This is a genomic window from Priestia megaterium (assembly GCF_041941685.1).
Classification (GTDB): domain Bacteria; phylum Bacillota; class Bacilli; order Bacillales; family Bacillaceae_H; genus Priestia; species Priestia megaterium_C.
This window is the reverse complement of sequence record NZ_CP130958.1, coordinates 1,455,354-1,471,832: the sequence shown is the minus strand read 5'-3', so window position 1 is coordinate 1,471,832 and position 16,479 is coordinate 1,455,354. Positions and strand designations below refer to the sequence as shown.

Here is a 16,479-nt window from a genome sequence, read left to right as displayed (position 1 = left end):
TCTTCTTTAATTTATTGAACTTTGTTATTTATCCCTGTTAATATTTGTAAAATAACATATTTTTAATTCTCTATATGAAGAAGCGTACGAGTATCTCCGTACGCTTCTTCATATAGAGGTGTCATCTTGTTACACTACTTCACCTCGATGACCATCTCCATCATACATAAACTGTTTATCAATGATATGTTCGATATATATGGTTGTCAAATCACTTTTTTTCACTTGAGCTACGATTAATCCTAACGGATCGCCAATGGTGAAGCTTGTTCCATTTTGAAACATTAGCAGCTGCTCATTTAAATGCAATACTCGCTTATAAATTTGCTCTTTCTCTAGGTTGCTGCGGCTCTTTGCTGCTTCGAGCGTTGAAAATAACAAAATGATTTCTTTTCCATTTACTTGTGTACGATACATACACGACCCACTCCTTATCACCGCTTTAAAATTATGCTGACTATACTTTTATTATAAACTAAATTTTCAGTTATTTTTCATCTCATAAGAAATTTTTTTAGTTATAATTGTACTACGTTCACGTTAAATAAAAATTTAATTTTCAGAAAAGTTAAATTTTAATGTTGAAATTTTATTTCTCCTTATTATATAATATAAACAATCATTTACCTCTATTGGAAATGATAATTCGAGTTTCAGCAGCATGAGGCTGCACAGTACTAGGGGGATTCAAGTTATGCAAAATGGTAAAGTAAAATGGTTCAACAATGAAAAAGGCTATGGCTTTATTGAAGTTGAAGGCGGCAGCGACGTATTTGTACATTTTTCTGCCATCCAAAGCGAAGGTTATAAATCCTTGGAAGAAGGACAAGAGGTATCTTTTGAAATTGTAGAAGGCAATAGAGGCCCGCAAGCCGCTAATGTCACTAAGCTATCATAAATAGATCTTTTTATTTTATAGTAAAAGAGACTCTTTTCCGAGTCTCTTTTTTGTTATACCTAGCGTTTGGCCTCAATAAGCTGCTGTTCACATGTTTGAATAGACTGCATGCACTGCTGAAGAAATTGCTCGTCTACTCCTGTGCCATGAGCTTTGGCAGATTGAAGCTGTGCTTTTGCATCATTAAGCGCATTCGTTGCCTCTTCAAGCTGCTGAGGACTCATACTCATCGTAGCTGTCCCAATCATCTTTTGAGCAGATTGAATAGACACTTCTACTTGCTTTAAATCATTATATCCTGTTGTTACTTCTTCGTTTGAAAACTTATCCATTGAAAGAACACCTCCATATGGATAGAATGAAGCTGCTGCCGGCAAATTATACACGCTTACTTTTTAGTCAGCAAATCTCCATACTGCTTAATTTTTTCTCCTACGGTACACTCTTTAATACAAAACGTCTGGGCGTATGTTTTGCCTTTTTCTTTATTAAACGTTTTTTTTACAAAACAATCACTACAGTAGTAATCCAATAACTCCGTTACTTCTTCTAATAATTGTTTACGTTCCACTCTCGTTCATCTCCATTTCGTTCTGTGTGTTACACTTGCTTCCTGCTAGCAATTGGTATCCCTTGAAGTGCTTGAGTAGCAAGTTGGTCAGCCTCTTCATTTTCCTTCCTTGAAATAGGCTCATATATCGGTCGGATACCAAGTTCCTGCATTTTATCTTCTATTCGATCTAAGTACCGATTAAACTCTTCTTCGAAACAGGGCCACTCCCCAGCCAGCTGATTTAATACAACCTGAGAGTCACCTCTAAACGTTACCGGTATATGATGAACACCAAGTTCCTCAAGCTCTTGTATTAAATAATAAAAAGCAGCATACTCTGCCTCATTATTTGATTCAATCTCCTGCAGCCTTGAATTGCGTCGTATTCGGTAAGAGTTGTTGTTCTGTTTAAAATAAATCACAACCCCAAGCCCCGCTAAGAGCGTATCATGCTCATAGCCTCCGTCAAAATATGCCACAATATCGTGAGGCTCTGTCTGTACTTCCTGTAAGAGCTTTTTCGCTTCTTTTACAGTCCATTTTTGCTGCTGCTCATCAAGTAGAAAAATTTCCTTCGTTCGACCTGTTTTTTCTAAATCACCCACAATCATTAGCGCCTCATTCGCATCTGTGAAATCGGATGTGAAAATTAACTGTTTATGTTTCGAGGATTTATAATGCCATTCAATTTGGAAATTCATAACGAGCATTCCTTTCATCAGCAATTTTGAATTCAACACTTTTTCTGCTTTTTTGTATTTTATCTTCTATTATGTCTTTTCATGACAGTTTTCTTACCTAATAAGCGGATTTTAGCGTTTATACGTGCTAATATAAAATAGCTGAAGTACTTATGATACAATACTATTGATGAAAAAACATGGTTTAAGCTTATATTGTTTTAACAAGGAGGCTGTATGATGATTGAAGTTTATATAGACGGAGCCACTGCTGGCAACCCTGGTCCTTCTGGAGCTGGTATTTTAATTAAAGGAAATGGTGAACATCATCGTTACGCTATTGCTCTTGGGACAATGACGAATCATGAAGCAGAGTACCATGCACTTCTTCATGCATTAAAAATTTGTTTAGAAAAAAAGTATATGAGCGTATCCTTTCGAACAGACTCTCAGCTAGTAGACCGCGCAATGAACCAAGAATACGTTAAAAATAAAGCGTTTGCTCCTTTACTGGAAGAAGCCCTCAAATTGTCCAGTCAATTTGAGTTATTTTTTATAAAGTGGATCCCTAGCTCTCAAAATGCAGGTGCTGATCAGCTGGCCAGACAAGCCATTAATCAAAAAGAAGCAGGAATGTAATCCTGCTTAAATCATACCTGATGACTTTAAATATTGAATGGCTTGTTTTTGATTGCTAATACGATTTGATGTCAAATTCTCGAGGAGCGATACAAAAAAACTGCCGTCAAATTCTTTTTGTACCTTTAGTGTCCATTCAATTGTAAATATGACCATCTCGTCAGCTGCACGCGTATACTGCTGACCAAATGAAATAAATCCACGTGCATCTTCTGCTAAATGAAAGCCTTTTTCTTCAAGATAAAGAAGATACTCTTCAACGGTTTGAGCTGTTTTTGTCACTTTTTCGTCCCATCCTTTTGCAAAGGTTCTTCTTTATCTTAGCTTACTTTTGGCTATTTGACTATGATTTCCCTTCTAAAAAATAGCCAATTGCTCCAAGTGCTACTCCTAAAATGGCTCCGCCAATCACTTCTTCGGGCTGATGCCCAAGCATTTCTTTCAAGCGCTGTTCCGTCAAATCGTGAAAGCCTCCGTCTGGAAGACCCGCAAGCTTTTCAATTTCTTCATCTAACGTATTCACTTTAATAGTAATTTCGCCAGTCTGCCTTCGAATTCCTTGTGCATCGTACATCACAATAATTCCAAAAACAGATGCTAACGCAAAGTCAATCGTAGAAACACCTCTTTTTAACGCTACATAGGTCGCTAAAGAAGATACGCCGGCTGAATGAGAGCTTGGCATTCCACCGGACCCAGCAATCATCCGCATATCCCATTTTCCTGTTTGATACTTTTTAATTGGGATTTTTAAGGCTTGGGCTAAAACGATTGATGAAAGAGCAATGACAATTCCTTTATTCATATTGCTTCACCTCATCTATAGTTTGCGATGGATTGACATCTCGTACCCAAGCAAATATTGCCCAACAAAAAACGCCGGGCTAATCTGCTGACAGAGCAGACTAATCCCGGCGCTTTTGGAAACAGTTCTGTTATTTTTTACGCTTTTTTTGTGCAGCATTATTCATTTTGGCAGATTCAACTTCAGCATAAGAGCCGAATTCTTGGCCATATTGATTATTTGCACTTTTATTAGCTTCTAACTTCTTGTTAACAGAATTGTTTTGGTTTTGTTGCACGTTGAACTCAGAAGCAAACTCCCCAGCATAAGTGTCATTTGCACTTTTTGCACGCTTTGCTTTTTGAGCCTGATTTGCTTTAAACTCAGAAGAGAACTCTTGGTTATAATTATGCTTTGCATTGTTATTCGCTTGCGCATTTTTATTACCTAATTTTTGACGACCCATCGCTATCTCCTCCTATTTGTACCTCGTTGGTACACTATTAGTATGGATCAAGCGGCACGTCATATCCTGTTCAAATTAAGGTAAAAACACCAGAGCTTGGCACGTTTATATTCTTGCTACGTACTCTTTAACCATTTCTTCTGTCACTACTTTACGGCCTGGAATGATGGTATATTTTTGAGACAGCTCATTAATTTCTGCTGTTACAGCGTTAATACCGTCTACAGAAAAGGGCTTCCCTTCTTTACACAAAAGCACAGCTGCTTCAATAGCTTGCTCGCGTCGAGCTTCTAAGCTGGCAAAAGTACGTACTAATTCGTGCTGTTTTTTAGAATGGGCTGAAATTTCTTTATGTACACTCATGTTCGTTCCTCCATTATATTATGCTGAGTTAGTAAAAATAAGTTAATGTCCTCATAACTGATGTGCTTTTCCGGTAATTCTTTTAAGCTTTTTTCTATCGCTGCAGCTTCTTTCTTAATGCTGTCCAAAAAGTTTTTCATCTTTTCATTAAAAGCAACTTTCCCGCTTATCTTGCACTGTACAAACTGCTCAATGGTGGATTGCTGCCTATTTTCAAGGTTTGCCTGCTTACATAAATCGGCAAATAAAATGACAGGGAAACTGCGCTGCTTTACTACTACTTTCAGTGATAAAAATGCACGAATCAGTTGGAGCATCACTTTTATATCCTCTATTGTAACAGAAGATGTCAGATTTCTTTTACTATTTATCGTTAAAATTTTAAAATAATGATACCCCAGTGCTTTTAAGGAATATGTTTGAGCCATCATTTGCCGAAGTGGCTCAGCAAACGATGGCTTCTGATAATAAACAAAAGGCGACCATAGCCACTCATAAAGCGAAGGGTTTGATTTTGTAAACAAATAAATGGTTTTGTACAAATCCCATCCTTGCATATCATAATTGCCTTCTGCTACATCAATGACCTCTGGAGGTCTATTGAGATGAAGATAGCGTGCTGCTTTATATTTGTATATAAAGCGGACGTCAAAATCACTTGCTGACGTGTCGAGTCCGTAAGCACGGCTGCCTGATTCACATGCAAACAAAATTTCCACATTATATTCTTTTTCAATTTCCTGTAAACGTTTATTTATGTGTGTAGACATAAAAATTAATGACCCTTTCTTTCCTCCAATACATGTTCTAGCACCGTCATTGTACTTACCAATTCTTGAATTGGAAATTCTTCAGACACGGCCGCTTGCAGCTGTTTGTAATAATCATACCATTCTTCAGATACAGACTGTTTATGCGCTAAAACGTACTGATTCACTAAATGGGTATAGTGTGAATGAAGAACGGCTTCTTCTTTCGCAATGTAGTGATTAACATCCGGCTTAATACGTTCTAGTAAAGCAGCGTGAAGCTTTGCTTTCTCATTTTTTTCAAAAAAGCTTTTATTGTTTTTATACAGTGAAAGCTCTTTTTGATACGATTCATTCTCATCAAATTGATGACTTGTCACAACTTCACTGCCATTTGGAGGCTCTAACGAGTTCAACGTTGGAGTAAACGTCGGTTCATAGCGCTGTAGCTTTGTAATGATCATTCGATGCCAGTCTTCGATTAATTTTACGATGTATTTTTCGATTCGCAAAGTGGTCGCACGCACTTCTTGCGTTGCGTCGAAGGAAATAGACGTTAACAACTCCTGCAAACACAGGCGCAGCTGCTTTTGCTTTTCACCTCGATCATCCCTTAAGTTTGCCGGACTGAAGGCTTCTTTAAAGAAGTCATCGTACCTCACAAACAGACGTTTTTTTACATAAAATAAAAGCTCTTCTAATTCTCGGTCAAACTGCTGTTGTTCATATTCAAAATGAATTTCATGCAGTTTTGCTGCTACCTGCTCATTTTTTATGTGAAGAGATTGAATGTATCGCTTTTTATCCACTTCTGATTTTGTTTGCACCTGTTTCATTTCATTGGCAACTGCTAAAATTTGTTCGAAATCTGCATAAACACTTTGGATAGCCAGCTCTGGTAATTCATAATTTATGAAGCGGTAAAACGCATTTTTGAATGGCAGAAACATTTTATCCTCGTCGTTTTGCAAAGCCTGTAAGCTTGATACCGGGTATAAGCGCGGAAAGCGTATACCATACTGTTCAAGCTGCTCTTTTACGTACGTCTGAACTAACTGCAGCTCTGTATCCGAACTGGCTAGGTCCGCTGCATTTACTAAGAAAAACATTTTATCAAGCGCAAATACATCTTTTACACGGCCAAGCTGAATAAGAAATTCGCGGTCAGCTTTTGAAAACGCATGATTATAATACGTTACAAATAAAATGGCATCTGCATTTTTGATATACTCAAACGCTACTCCCGTGTGTCTCGCATTGATTGAATCAGCTCCAGGTGTATCAACGAGCGTAATGCCTAAGCGAGTAAATTCACAGTCATAATACAGGTTAATAAATTGAACAAAACACGCTTTTTCTTCTTTGGCTACATAATCATGAAATCCTTCTGTATCCACTACTACTTCTGAACCGATATGCTGCTTGACTTCGCCGTAGCCTTTTTCTACTGCCTGTAAAAACGACAAATGCAGCTGCAGTTCTTCTGTTGCCTGCAGGGTTGGAATAATTGTTAGCGCTTCGTCAATTGATTCTACTTCATGATGAAACAGCTTAAGTGCACCATTTAAATCTTGGATCATCTGCTCGTTTGTTTTCATTTGCACAACAGCCGTTTTATGCGGCCGTTTTTCTGTTGGAGGCATAATTTTATTGATGGTTGCTGTTGTTGGGTTCGGAGATACTGGAAGTAATCTTTCTCCAATCAACGCATTAGCAAAAGATGACTTACCGGCACTGAATGCTCCGAATAAAGCTACGGTAAACGTTTGATTTGATAGCTTTTTACGCTTTTCTTGAAGCCTGTTAATAAAGCGGTCTAGCTTTCCAAATGAACGGAGCTGTTCGAGAACAGCTGATACATCTTGAAGAACCTTTTCTGTTCCTGTTTCATGCACAGCTTCCTCAGGCTGTGAAACTAACTGCTGCTCACTCACAGCTTCTTGCTTTTCTTCAGCTTTCATGATGCCCGTTTCATATTCTTCTTGTAACATATATGACAACTCGTTTGTATCTTCTGCCGTTAGGTCGTCATCAGTTTGCTGTAAAGATTGAAGCAAAGCTTTTGCACGTGCCAATTTTGCTTTCATTTCTTGAAGAGACGTATACGCTTCTTCAAATGCTTCACATTCCTGCAAGTGTTGATAAATTTTTTCACGCTTTACTTCATCTTGCTCGATTTTGCTCTGTTCGATTTGCGCATAAAGCTCGTATAATAATCGCGTCGCTTTTTTCTTAATATGATCGGCTACATCTTTTGCATACGTTAAAACATAATCACCATTAATCGTAGCTCCTGCCTTTACCGTTTCAATTAAATCATGCGGCTCTAACGGGATTTCAAACTGGTGAACCTGGCGTATAAGATCCGGGTCGGTAAGATTTTGATTTTTCACCAGCTCTTGCACATATTGCTGCAAGTGCCACTGCAGCTGAGAAGCTGCTCGTTCTTTCATATCATCAAAAAATAACGTCAGCCGCTCTTTTTTTACTTCCTCGGTCTTTTTCTTAGCAAATAAAAGTCCTACTTTAAAATCAGGCTTTGTCGTTTCTAAAAACAGCCTAGCTTTTTCTCTCATTTCATATGGTGTTAAATTGGCGTTGCTTAGTATCTTACCTGTTTCTTGTTGGTACGTTTCTGCTAGCTGCTTTTCAGCACGCCTTATTTCCGCTTCTTTTTCGAGAAGCTGCTCTTTTTGCTGCTTATTCATTTCATGGTTCTCAAGCGTCAGCTTATGGCGCAGCTCGTCATGAATCGTTAACTTTTCTTCTTCTTGGTCTTCAATAAAGGCAAGGTGATCGTCAATTAACATTTGCATCGCATGTTGAATATGCTGATGTCGGTTTTCTTTTTCCATCATCATAGCAAGTAATAGAGATTTTACGTACGAAAGGTCATTATGACGGTTGGTTGGCTCTTTTAACGACGTATAGAAGATTCCTTCTGGTCTCACATTCCACTTTAAAAATGACGTTTCTACAGATTCTTTAAATGCTTGAAATGTTAGCTGATCTTCTTGATGTTTATCGATTTGATTTACAATTAAATAAAGCGTTTTATTAGCTTCTTGCAGCTGTTTTGCAAATTGAAGATTTAATTCTGCCTGCACATGATTATAATCCATCACGTAGAAAATAACGTCCGCTAAGTGAAGAGCTGACTCGGTCGATACACGATGCGCATCATCTGTTGAATCAATTCCTGGTGTGTCCATCACCACAACATTTTTGGGAATAGCATCTGTATCTATCGATAAATGAATGGACTCTACTTCATCTCCATCCACAGCAAACTGCTTAATTTGCTCATACTCATAAGGTGCTTCATAACGCACCGGCGGCTGTTTACGGTAATAAACGGTTGCATGCTCATCCCCAGCTTTTACTGATACTAAGTTTGCGCTTGTTGGAATAGGACTTGCAGGCAAAATTGCTTGCCCCATTAATTCGTTAATCATGCTCGATTTTCCAGCCGAAAAATGTCCGCAAAATGCTACAACAAATTCGCCGTTCACCCACTTTTTTAACAGCTGTATTGCTTTTGCTGCCTGCTGTTCATCTCCAGCTGCTTGAAATTGCTTATGTAAATGAAAAAGAGATGCTTCCAATCGGAGATTTTCTTGATGTTTCACACTCACTTTACCCATTATTACTCTACCCCTTTTGCCTCATTCAAGACTGTATTTAAATGTTCTCTATCCAGCTTCATTTCTGCTTATTCTTTCTCTATTTTACTTGATTCGCATGCGTTTTCCCATAAAAAACTGAATTTTTAGTTACAAAAACAATAAAAAAAGCTGTCAATAATTTGACAGCTTTGCATCGTACTTTTTATTCATCGCATGTATGTTACGCCTTTTGGGCTTTTTCAATATTTTTCATTACATACGTTGTGACGCCAACATATGTAGCAAGTGCTCCGATCACAAAAAGACTAACCATTACGTCCACCACCGTTTCTACTTGATGAAATTGATAATCTTTATCATTTGTTTTATCTTATCATGAAAGATAATCATTTTCAATTAGTTTTAAGATTTTTTTACAGGAAAGAAACGTCCCCTGTTTTGCATCACTTCGCCGTAATTTGTTTCATTCGTTAACGCTTGCTCTTCTAAGGGAATTCTGACGGCTAATATACACAAATTGAAAACAGAAAAAATAGCTAACGTCCAGTATGCCTGAAACATAAGCGGAACTAACACCAATTCTGCCGCTACTACTGTATAGTTAGGGTGCTTCATAAAACGATAAGGACCTCTTAGCACAACCTTCGCATTAGGCAAAATGATAATTTTTGTATTCCAATACTTTCCTAACGAAGAAATAGCCCATATTCTTGCAAGTTGCACAAGCGCAAAAAAGCTAAACAACAAAAAAGAAAAGTGATACATTCCATCGTTTAATACATATACTTCCGTAAAAAGAGCAGCAAAAAAAGCGGCATGCATGCTTACCATCCATTTGTAGTGACTTTGACCAGCTTCGTGTGCTCCCTGCTTCTTCATCCAAGCTTCATTTCTTTTGGCAATAACCAATTCACACAGACGCTGTAAGATAATAAATACAAAAAAGCTATAAAAAAACAACCGCTTTACCTCCACTCTAATAGAAGCATTTCAGAACTAAATCCAGGGCCAAGAGCTGTTAATAAACCGTATTCTTTACTCGAAATTTCTTTCTTCATAAAGCGGTCTAGCACATACAAAACGGTTGCCGAAGACATGTTTCCATGGTTTTTAAGTACATCTAGGGAATCAGCAATCATATTTTCGTTTAGCGACAGCGTTGATACATATGCTTCAAGCACTTTTTTTCCTCCAGGGTGAGCAACAAAATGCTTCAAATCGCGACTGGTCAAATGCTGTGTTTGTAAAAATGACTCAACTTCCCCGCCTAACCACGAATCGATAATCGTGGGAATATCTTTTGAAAAGACAACAAATAGTCCATCATTTTTAATCTCCCACCCCATTACATCTTCTGAATTGGGCATGAGCGTCGATTGTGTATGTAAAATGTAAGGATAGCTTTTTGCAAGGGCAAAAGTGGTATCAGCTTCGTCACCTGCAACTAAAGCAGCCGCTACTCCATCTGCAAATAAAGATGTACCAATTAAGTTGCTTTTTGAACGATCATTTCGCTGAAAAGTTAAACTGCAAAGCTCAATGGATAAAACAAGGACTTTGGCACGCGGAAAGGCTTTGCAATACTCATAAGCTCTTGAAAGCCCAGACGCTCCTCCAGCACACCCTAATCCCCAAATAGGAATTCTTTTTGTATGGTCTGAGAACGCAAGCTTATTCATAATTCGCGCTTCAATGCTAGGCGTAGCTAAACCGCTTGTTGAAACATAAAAAATAGCCTCAATTTCTCCACACGGCAAAGGGGGACTTACATAGTTCTTATTTGTTAAGCAGTCTTCAATTGCTTTTGTACCTAATTCAACAGCAGATTCTATAAAAGCATCATTTTTTTCTTCAAATGTATGGTCTTCTTGAAACCAAGATAAGTCTTTGGCAAAATTACGTTTCTCAATTTGACCATTTTGAAAAACGGTTAGCAGACGATTAATATCTTTAAACGATTCAGAAAAAAGTTCTTTTGCAAATAGCAGCGTGTCTTGCTGAGTTAATTCATAAGGGGGAACTCCAAATCCAACTGAGATAATCTTTGGCATACACTTCACCTCTTTGATTGCGTTACATTTAACATTTGTAATAGCTGGGGATTTATTCAATTCTTTTTTAGTGGAATGGAGGCAAAACATAAAAAAACTTTCCTGTAACTCAGGAAAGTCTACGTTTTGAAGAAGTGTATGTTTGTTGTGCACTTTTATTATAGCGCAAATAATCTGAATGTACAGATACAATTTATGGATTGACGAAAATAAGTGCTTATTTTTTATGAAAAGAAAATGGACATATAGATTTCATCTACATATTCATTGTTGAAATAAGCTTGTTCTTTCATGACGCCTTCTTGCTCAAATCCTACCTTTTTATACAATTCGTATGCCACTTTATTCGAAGCAAACACAGTTAAAGAAAGTTTGTGAAGATTATTTTCTTTGCACCAGTTTAGCGTATAATTCATAAATTGTTTTCCTATTCCCATTCCCTGTGCTTTTGAAATAAGCCATGTACGGAAGAGCCCCGTGTGGCGCTTCATTTTAATTTCGCCTCTAAGAACACGTGCAATTCCAAGCACTTCACCTTCGACTTCAGCTACAACGTACATGTGATTGTTCTTTTCTACTGATGCAATAAAATCTTGCTCTTCTTGGACTGTGCGCGGCTCATCTTTTTGAATAAATTCCCCCGCCCCAATAATTTCTCTTACCGCTGTTGTAATATGCTCTGCATCGCTTGCCTGTGCAGGACGAATAGTGACTTCACGTCCGTCTTTTGCTTTAAATTTCACTATGTTTTTCTCTGCTGTAATCATCTATATCAACTCCTATATTTTTCACTATTCAGTACTACTATTTTGGTTCTAGCTTGCGTAATTTATCAGTGGTAAAGTTCTGCTTTTCATTTCATCTAACAAGCAATCATGTGCATTTGTTGTATTACCCACGCTTTAAACAAAGCTAAACCATTTTTGAAATATTTATTCTTGCACAGACATCCTAGAAATGCAATTAATTGCGTTAAAGAACTATTATTCCAAATTTTCTTTACAAAAGTGCATAAAAAAAGGCTGGAACACAACGAAACATATGAAAGCTACGTCCACCTTCACAACAAAAAAATACGAACTAGCAACCAATAATTTTGATTATTAGTTGCTAGTTCGTATTTCACTTCGAATAAAATATTGTTGTCCCAGCCTCTACTTTTTATTAAAGTCCCATTGAGATATATTTTACTTCTAAATAATCTTCAATGCCGTAATGACTTCCTTCACGTCCAAGACCACTTTCTTTAAAGCCACCGAATGGAGCTTGAGCTGCAGATGGAGAGCCGTCATTTACTCCCACGATGCCGTATTCTAACTCTTCAGATACAAATGTTGCTTCTTTAATGTTTTCTGTAAATACGTAAGCGGCTAAACCATAAGGGCTATTGTTTGCTCGTTCTACAGCTTCTTCTACTGTTTTGAATGTTGCTACAGGTGCCAATGGTCCAAACGTTTCTTCAAACATGCAATTCATGTCATCAGTTACATTTGTAATAATTGTCGGCTCCATAAAGAAACCGTTTTTAGTTGTTATAGCTTGTCCGCCAACCACAACTTTAGCTCCTTTACTTTTTGCATCCGCAATTTGTGCTTTTACTTTCTCAACCGCTTTGTCGTTAATTAACGGTCCAACTTGTGTACCTTCTTCTAATCCATTTCCTACTGTTAATTCCGCCGCTTTTGCTGCAAATTTTTCAACAAAAGCATCTGCAATGGATTCTTGTACATATACGCGGTTTGTGCAGATGCACGTTTGACCTGCGTTGACAAACTTAGAAGCAATTACGCCGTTTACAGCAGCGTCTAAATCTGCATTTTCTGTTACGATAAACGGTGCATGACCGCCTAATTCCAGCGATAATTTTTTCACAGTATCCGCAGCACCGCGCATTAAATGTTTACCAACCGCTGTTGAACCAGTAAATGTTAGTTTTCGGATGCGTCCGTCTTTTTGCCATGTGTCGCCAATAGCTGCTGCATCTCCAGTAACAACATTGATCACACCTTTTGGAACTCCCGCTTCTTCTGCGAGCTCTACTAAACGAAATGCTGTAAATGGTGTTTCTTCAGATGGTTTTAGAACAATTGTACATCCTGCTGCAAGAGCTGGGGCCACTTTGCGCGTAATCATTGCTGCAGGGAAGTTCCATGGTGTAATAGCTGCTACAACGCCGACAGGCTGTTTTTTAACCGTAATACGTTTATGGGTATGATGAGCTGGAATCGTTTCACCGTATACACGCTTTCCTTCTTCAGCAAACCAAGCAATATAATCATTGCCATACTGCACTTCACCTTTTGCTTCTGCAAATGGTTTGCCTTGTTCCGTTGTCATAATTTCTGCTAGTTCATCTTTATGATTTTCAATTAGTTGATGCCATCTCATTAAAATAGCACTGCGCTCTTGAGCGGTTCTTTTCGACCATGTTTTAAAAGCTGCAGCCGCTGCATCGGCTGCAGAAGCTGCTTCCTTTGCGCCTGCCTTTGGAATTTGTCCTATAACTTCTTTTGTTGCTGGATTAATCACATCAATTTTCTCTTCTGTCGTTGTCCATTCACCGTTAATATATAGTTTGTTTGGATACATCATTCATCCTCCTAGTTGTGTGAATTTCTTTGTGCTGTGTTAACTACACTATATACACTAGCATCTTCATTGATTTATGAGAACTTCCCTTCTATACTATGGGTATAACAAAAGGTTATAGGTGATAAATATGAAAACAGAATGGCTTGAGTCTTTTATTGAAACAGCCAAAACAAAAAGCTTAAGCAAAGCAAGCGAACAGCTGCATATGACGCAGCCCGCGCTCAGTAAGCAAATGAGAAAACTAGAAGAAGATTTAGGAGTAACATTATTTATTCGCTCCGCTACAGGAGTAGAATTAACCTCAGCAGGTGAAATTCTTTTACAAGAAGGTGAATCCATACTATCAAGCGTTCATGCTCTTCAAAAAAAATTAGTGTCTACGCAAGAAGCTTGTGATTTAACTATCGGAACGTGGCAGAGTATGGCTGCTTTTTACTTACCTTATCAACTGGCTTCTGCTAAAGACCACAATCGCCATATTGATATAAAAACCTCGCATCACTATTATGATTTGTTAGAGCAGTTAGAAAGCAATCAAATTGACGGGGCTTTATTTGATGATCGAGAGGTTCAACATACTTACTGGTCAAAACTATTGTTCAAAGAAGACTTTTATTTATTTGTGAATGATCAGCACCCGTTAGCCGAAAAAGAAAGCGTATCATTTGAAGATTTCAAAGAAGAACCCATTGTAGTTCTCCCCCAGGGTGCGATGTTCGGACACTAGTAGAAAAAGCATACAAGCGTCATAACTTAAAAATTTCCATTGCCAATGAAATTGAATTTGCACAAAGTATTCTCGGATTTATTTCAGCTAATTTAGGTATTTCAATTCTCCCTGAAATTTTCATGCGCCATTTACAAAGCTCCAATATTAAAGCGTTACCCATTACAGACTTCAAATTCAAAAGAAAAATTTCATTAGTGGCAAAAAACCCTGACGTGGGAAAAATGCTTTATACACTGTTTTTCAAAACACGGTCTTAATAGGAAAGACGAACAAATTGGATGAATGATCTACTATGGATCGCTTGTTGCACCATGACAATGAAAAGATCCGAACGATTAATCGTCCGGATCTTCTCAACTAAAATACTTTTGTTCTAGCCTCTTTTTATTTCGATACTACTTCATTTGTTAGCTTTGTTTCTGCAACTTGCGTACGTGGTGATTTCATCATATTAAAGACAATATTTAAAAAGATTGCTGTAAAACTCCCCATTACAATACCGCTTCCAGTAAGAACTTGAAGACTCTCTGGTAAGTTTTTGAAGAGTTCAGGTACAACCGTCACCCCTAGACCCATGCCAACCGAACATGCAATCACAAGAAGGTTTTCTTGTTTTGCTAAATCAACTTGACTAAGGATTTTAATACCTGAAGAGATTACCATTCCAAACATAGCTACCATTGCTCCACCAAGTACAGAGCTCGGGATAACTGTCGTCACGGCTGCGATTTTAGGTAGAAAACCCAAAACGATTAAAATTCCACTCGCTGCAAATACAACATTTCTTGTGCGAACACCTGACAACTGTAAAAGCCCTACATTTTGTGAATACGCTGTATAAGGAAATGCGTTAAAAAATCCGCCTAATAAAATCGCCAATCCTTCTGCACGATAGCCTTTAGATAAATCTTTTTCATCCACTTCTTTTTTACAAATATCACTAACGGCAAAATAAACGCCTGTTGACTCGACAATGCCAACAAGTAAAACAAGGAACATTGTCAGAATGGCCATAATATTAAAAGTTGGCATCCCAAAGTACAGCACATGTGGCATATGAACCCACGCTTCTTCTTTTACGCCGGAAAAATCGACTTTTCCCATAAAAGACGCTGCAATTGTTCCAACAACTAATCCTAATAACACAGAGACGGAGCGCATAAATCCTTTTGTAAATCGATACAGAACAATAATTAATAGCAAAACGCCAAAACCTAAACCTAAATTGCTCAAGCTGCCAAAATCTTTACTTCCTTCTCCTCCGGCTAAATCTTTAATCGCTACGGGAATTAACGTAATTCCAATAATCGTTACAACCGAACCTGTAACTAAAGGAGGGAAAAACTTAACCAATTTACCTAAAAAAGCAGAAAGAAGGACGATGAGTAAACCAGCCACGATAATAGAACCATATATGGAGGATACGCCGTAAGAACCTCCAATTGAAATCATAGGTCCTACGGCAGTAAACGTACACCCTAATACAACTGGAAGACCAATTCCAAAAAAACGATTTTTCCATACTTGCAGTAGCGTTGCCACACCGCACATAAATAAGTCAATCGCCACTAAATACGTAAGCTGCTGCTGAGTCAAGCCAATGGCTCCTCCAACAATAAGCGGAACAACAATCGCACCTCCGTACATAGCTAAAACATGCTGTAAACCAAGTGAAAAGACTTTTCCTTTATTCATATTAAACCTCCACTGTTGGTTTATCTTCAACAAATGTCACTTTACCATTTGATAAAGACTGAATGCGTGCTAATGATTCTACTTTAACGCCTGATTGACGAATTTGTTTTCCTCCATCTTGGAACGCTTTTTCAATAACAATACCAATGCCGCCTACTTTAGCACCTGCTTTTTGCACGATATCCATCAAGCCGAATGCAGCTTGGCCGTTTGCTAAAAAGTCATCAATAATTAAAATCACGTCATCTTCTTGAATAAATTTATCAGCAACTGAAATTTCATTTTCTTCTTTTTTTGTAAATGAATATACTTTTGATGTAATGAGTCCGTCTTGAAGTGTTAAAGATTTTCTTTTTCTAGCAAACACCATCTCAACGTTTAGCTTCAATGCGGTCATAATCGCTGGAGCAATTCCTGATGATTCAATCGTTAAAATCTTCGTAATTCCTGCATCTTCAAAACGCGAAGCGAATTCTTCTCCAATTTCTTTCATTAATACAGGATCCATTTGGTGGTTTAAAAATGTGTCTACTTTTAAAACCGTGTCCGATAATACGATACCATCTGTTAAAATTTTGTTTTGCAAAGCTTTCATAGTTCGTTCCTCCAACGTTTGTATTAAAAAAGCTCAAAAACATAGCTGCACTCGTATA

18 protein-coding genes and 1 pseudogene are annotated in these 16,479 nt (G+C 37.8%); 3 read left to right on the top strand and 16 right to left on the bottom strand.

Annotated features, from left to right (window positions below; genetic code table 11):
- Positions 1–129: 129 nt before the first annotated feature.
- Complete coding sequence (locus Q5794_RS07720) at positions 130–417, bottom strand: hypothetical protein (RefSeq protein WP_013056176.1); 288 nt, start codon at positions 415–417, stop codon at positions 130–132.
- A 277-nt stretch (positions 418–694) separates the two neighbouring features.
- Here Q5794_RS07720 and cspD point away from each other — a divergent pair, with 277 nt between their 5' ends.
- Positions 695–898 carry a cold-shock protein CspD gene (gene cspD / locus Q5794_RS07715; protein WP_013056175.1) on the top strand — a complete coding sequence of 68 codons (204 nt, stop codon included), beginning with the start codon at positions 695–697 and terminating at the stop codon, positions 896–898.
- 59 nt (positions 899–957) lie between these two features.
- On the opposite strand, the gene Q5794_RS07710 is transcribed toward cspD, so the two are convergent.
- From Q5794_RS07710 to Q5794_RS07700, 3 genes are read right to left on the bottom strand one after another with little or no spacing between them, the layout of a single operon-like run.
- On the bottom strand, positions 958–1,230 hold the full coding sequence (locus tag Q5794_RS07710) for a DUF2564 family protein (RefSeq protein WP_192997614.1): 273 nt from the start codon (positions 1,228–1,230) through the stop codon (positions 958–960).
- Between the two features lie 56 nt (positions 1,231–1,286).
- Positions 1,287–1,469, bottom strand: coding sequence for a zinc-finger domain-containing protein (locus Q5794_RS07705; RefSeq protein ID WP_013056173.1), 183 nt, complete (start codon positions 1,467–1,469; stop codon positions 1,287–1,289).
- A gap of 29 nt (positions 1,470–1,498) precedes the next feature.
- Positions 1,499–2,152 (bottom strand): ribonuclease H family protein, encoded by a 654-nt coding sequence (locus Q5794_RS07700; protein WP_057241839.1) that lies wholly within the window; start codon positions 2,150–2,152, stop codon positions 1,499–1,501.
- A 219-nt stretch (positions 2,153–2,371) separates the two neighbouring features.
- On the opposite strand from Q5794_RS07700, the gene Q5794_RS07695 reads away from it, so the two are divergent.
- Complete coding sequence (locus Q5794_RS07695; protein ID WP_214985918.1) at positions 2,372–2,770, top strand: reverse transcriptase-like protein; 399 nt, start codon at positions 2,372–2,374, stop codon at positions 2,768–2,770.
- Positions 2,771–2,776: 6 nt separating this feature from the next.
- On the opposite strand, the gene Q5794_RS07690 is transcribed toward Q5794_RS07695, so the two are convergent.
- From Q5794_RS07690 to Q5794_RS07645, 10 genes are all read right to left on the bottom strand, one after another.
- Positions 2,777–3,052, bottom strand: a complete 276-nt coding sequence (locus Q5794_RS07690) for a DUF6123 family protein (RefSeq protein WP_013082383.1) — start codon at positions 3,050–3,052, stop codon at positions 2,777–2,779.
- Positions 3,053–3,113: 61 nt separating this feature from the next.
- Positions 3,114–3,575: a divergent PAP2 family protein gene (locus Q5794_RS07685; RefSeq protein WP_374988939.1), complete on the bottom strand. Its 462-nt coding sequence runs from the start codon at positions 3,573–3,575 to the stop codon at positions 3,114–3,116.
- Positions 3,576–3,705: 130 nt separating this feature from the next.
- Entirely contained in the window at positions 3,706–4,020 is a 315-nt protein-coding gene (locus Q5794_RS07680) for a hypothetical protein (protein WP_013056168.1), read from the bottom strand.
- A 105-nt stretch (positions 4,021–4,125) separates the two neighbouring features.
- Positions 4,126–4,383, bottom strand: coding sequence for a DUF2533 family protein (locus Q5794_RS07675; protein WP_013056167.1), 258 nt, complete (start codon positions 4,381–4,383; stop codon positions 4,126–4,128).
- Complete coding sequence (locus Q5794_RS07670) at positions 4,380–5,153, bottom strand: DNA polymerase beta superfamily protein (RefSeq protein WP_192997616.1); 774 nt, start codon at positions 5,151–5,153, stop codon at positions 4,380–4,382. Before Q5794_RS07670 ends, Q5794_RS07675 begins: the two co-directional genes overlap by 4 nt.
- Positions 5,154–5,158: 5 nt before the next feature.
- Positions 5,159–8,776, bottom strand: a complete 3,618-nt coding sequence (locus Q5794_RS07665) for a dynamin family protein (protein ID WP_374988938.1) — start codon at positions 8,774–8,776, stop codon at positions 5,159–5,161.
- Positions 8,777–9,160: 384 nt separating this feature from the next.
- A complete protein-coding gene (locus tag Q5794_RS07660) occupies positions 9,161–9,718 on the bottom strand; it encodes an isoprenylcysteine carboxyl methyltransferase family protein (protein ID WP_214985679.1) in 558 nt (185 codons plus the stop codon).
- A 5-nt stretch (positions 9,719–9,723) separates the two neighbouring features.
- Positions 9,724–10,809: a type III polyketide synthase gene (locus Q5794_RS07655; protein WP_214985677.1), complete on the bottom strand. Its 1,086-nt coding sequence runs from the start codon at positions 10,807–10,809 to the stop codon at positions 9,724–9,726.
- A 224-nt stretch (positions 10,810–11,033) separates the two neighbouring features.
- Positions 11,034–11,576, bottom strand: a complete 543-nt coding sequence (locus Q5794_RS07650) for a GNAT family N-acetyltransferase (RefSeq protein WP_214985675.1) — start codon at positions 11,574–11,576, stop codon at positions 11,034–11,036.
- Between the two features lie 397 nt (positions 11,577–11,973).
- A complete protein-coding gene (locus tag Q5794_RS07645) occupies positions 11,974–13,398 on the bottom strand; it encodes an NAD-dependent succinate-semialdehyde dehydrogenase (RefSeq protein WP_214985916.1) in 1,425 nt (474 codons plus the stop codon).
- 130 nt (positions 13,399–13,528) lie between these two features.
- On the opposite strand from Q5794_RS07645, the pseudogene Q5794_RS07640 reads away from it, so the two are divergent.
- A pseudogene (locus Q5794_RS07640) lies at positions 13,529–14,388 on the top strand (LysR family transcriptional regulator).
- Between the two features lie 127 nt (positions 14,389–14,515).
- Here the strand turns inward: Q5794_RS07640 and Q5794_RS07635 are convergent.
- Together Q5794_RS07635 and Q5794_RS07630 are read right to left on the bottom strand one after the other, a co-directional pair.
- On the bottom strand, positions 14,516–15,826 hold the full coding sequence (locus tag Q5794_RS07635) for a nucleobase:cation symporter-2 family protein (protein WP_013082372.1): 1,311 nt from the start codon (positions 15,824–15,826) through the stop codon (positions 14,516–14,518).
- Between the two features lies 1 nt (position 15,827).
- Positions 15,828–16,421 (bottom strand): xanthine phosphoribosyltransferase, encoded by a 594-nt coding sequence (locus Q5794_RS07630; protein WP_013056157.1) that lies wholly within the window; start codon positions 16,419–16,421, stop codon positions 15,828–15,830.
- Positions 16,422–16,479 lie beyond the last annotated feature (58 nt).

Bases quoted from the DNA above. Each gene is read 5' to 3' on its own strand.
- Q5794_RS07680 (WP_013056168.1), bottom strand. From the start codon at position 4,020: ATGGGTCGTCAAAAATTAGGTAATAAAAATGCGCAAGCGAATAACAAT.
- Q5794_RS07665 (WP_374988938.1), bottom strand. From the start codon at position 8,776: ATGGGTAAAGTGAGTGTGAAACATCAAGAAAATCTCCGATTGGAAGCA.
- cspD (WP_013056175.1), top strand. From the start codon at position 695: ATGCAAAATGGTAAAGTAAAATGGTTCAACAATGAAAAAGGCTATGGC.
- Q5794_RS07645 (WP_214985916.1), bottom strand. From the start codon at position 13,398: ATGTATCCAAACAAACTATATATTAACGGTGAATGGACAACGACAGAA.
- Q5794_RS07720 (WP_013056176.1), bottom strand. From the start codon at position 417: ATGTATCGTACACAAGTAAATGGAAAAGAAATCATTTTGTTATTTTCA.
- Q5794_RS07700 (WP_057241839.1), bottom strand. From the start codon at position 2,152: ATGAATTTCCAAATTGAATGGCATTATAAATCCTCGAAACATAAACAG.
- Q5794_RS07630 (WP_013056157.1), bottom strand. From the start codon at position 16,421: ATGAAAGCTTTGCAAAACAAAATTTTAACAGATGGTATCGTATTATCG.
- Q5794_RS07635 (WP_013082372.1), bottom strand. From the start codon at position 15,826: ATGAATAAAGGAAAAGTCTTTTCACTTGGTTTACAGCATGTTTTAGCT.
- Q5794_RS07675 (WP_013056167.1), bottom strand. From the start codon at position 4,383: ATGAGTGTACATAAAGAAATTTCAGCCCATTCTAAAAAACAGCACGAA.
- Q5794_RS07650 (WP_214985675.1), bottom strand. From the start codon at position 11,576: ATGATTACAGCAGAGAAAAACATAGTGAAATTTAAAGCAAAAGACGGA.
- Q5794_RS07655 (WP_214985677.1), bottom strand. From the start codon at position 10,809: ATGCCAAAGATTATCTCAGTTGGATTTGGAGTTCCCCCTTATGAATTA.
- Q5794_RS07670 (WP_192997616.1), bottom strand. From the start codon at position 5,153: ATGTCTACACACATAAATAAACGTTTACAGGAAATTGAAAAAGAATAT.
- Q5794_RS07710 (WP_192997614.1), bottom strand. From the start codon at position 1,230: ATGGATAAGTTTTCAAACGAAGAAGTAACAACAGGATATAATGATTTA.
- Q5794_RS07685 (WP_374988939.1), bottom strand. From the start codon at position 3,575: ATGAATAAAGGAATTGTCATTGCTCTTTCATCAATCGTTTTAGCCCAA.
- Q5794_RS07695 (WP_214985918.1), top strand. From the start codon at position 2,372: ATGATTGAAGTTTATATAGACGGAGCCACTGCTGGCAACCCTGGTCCT.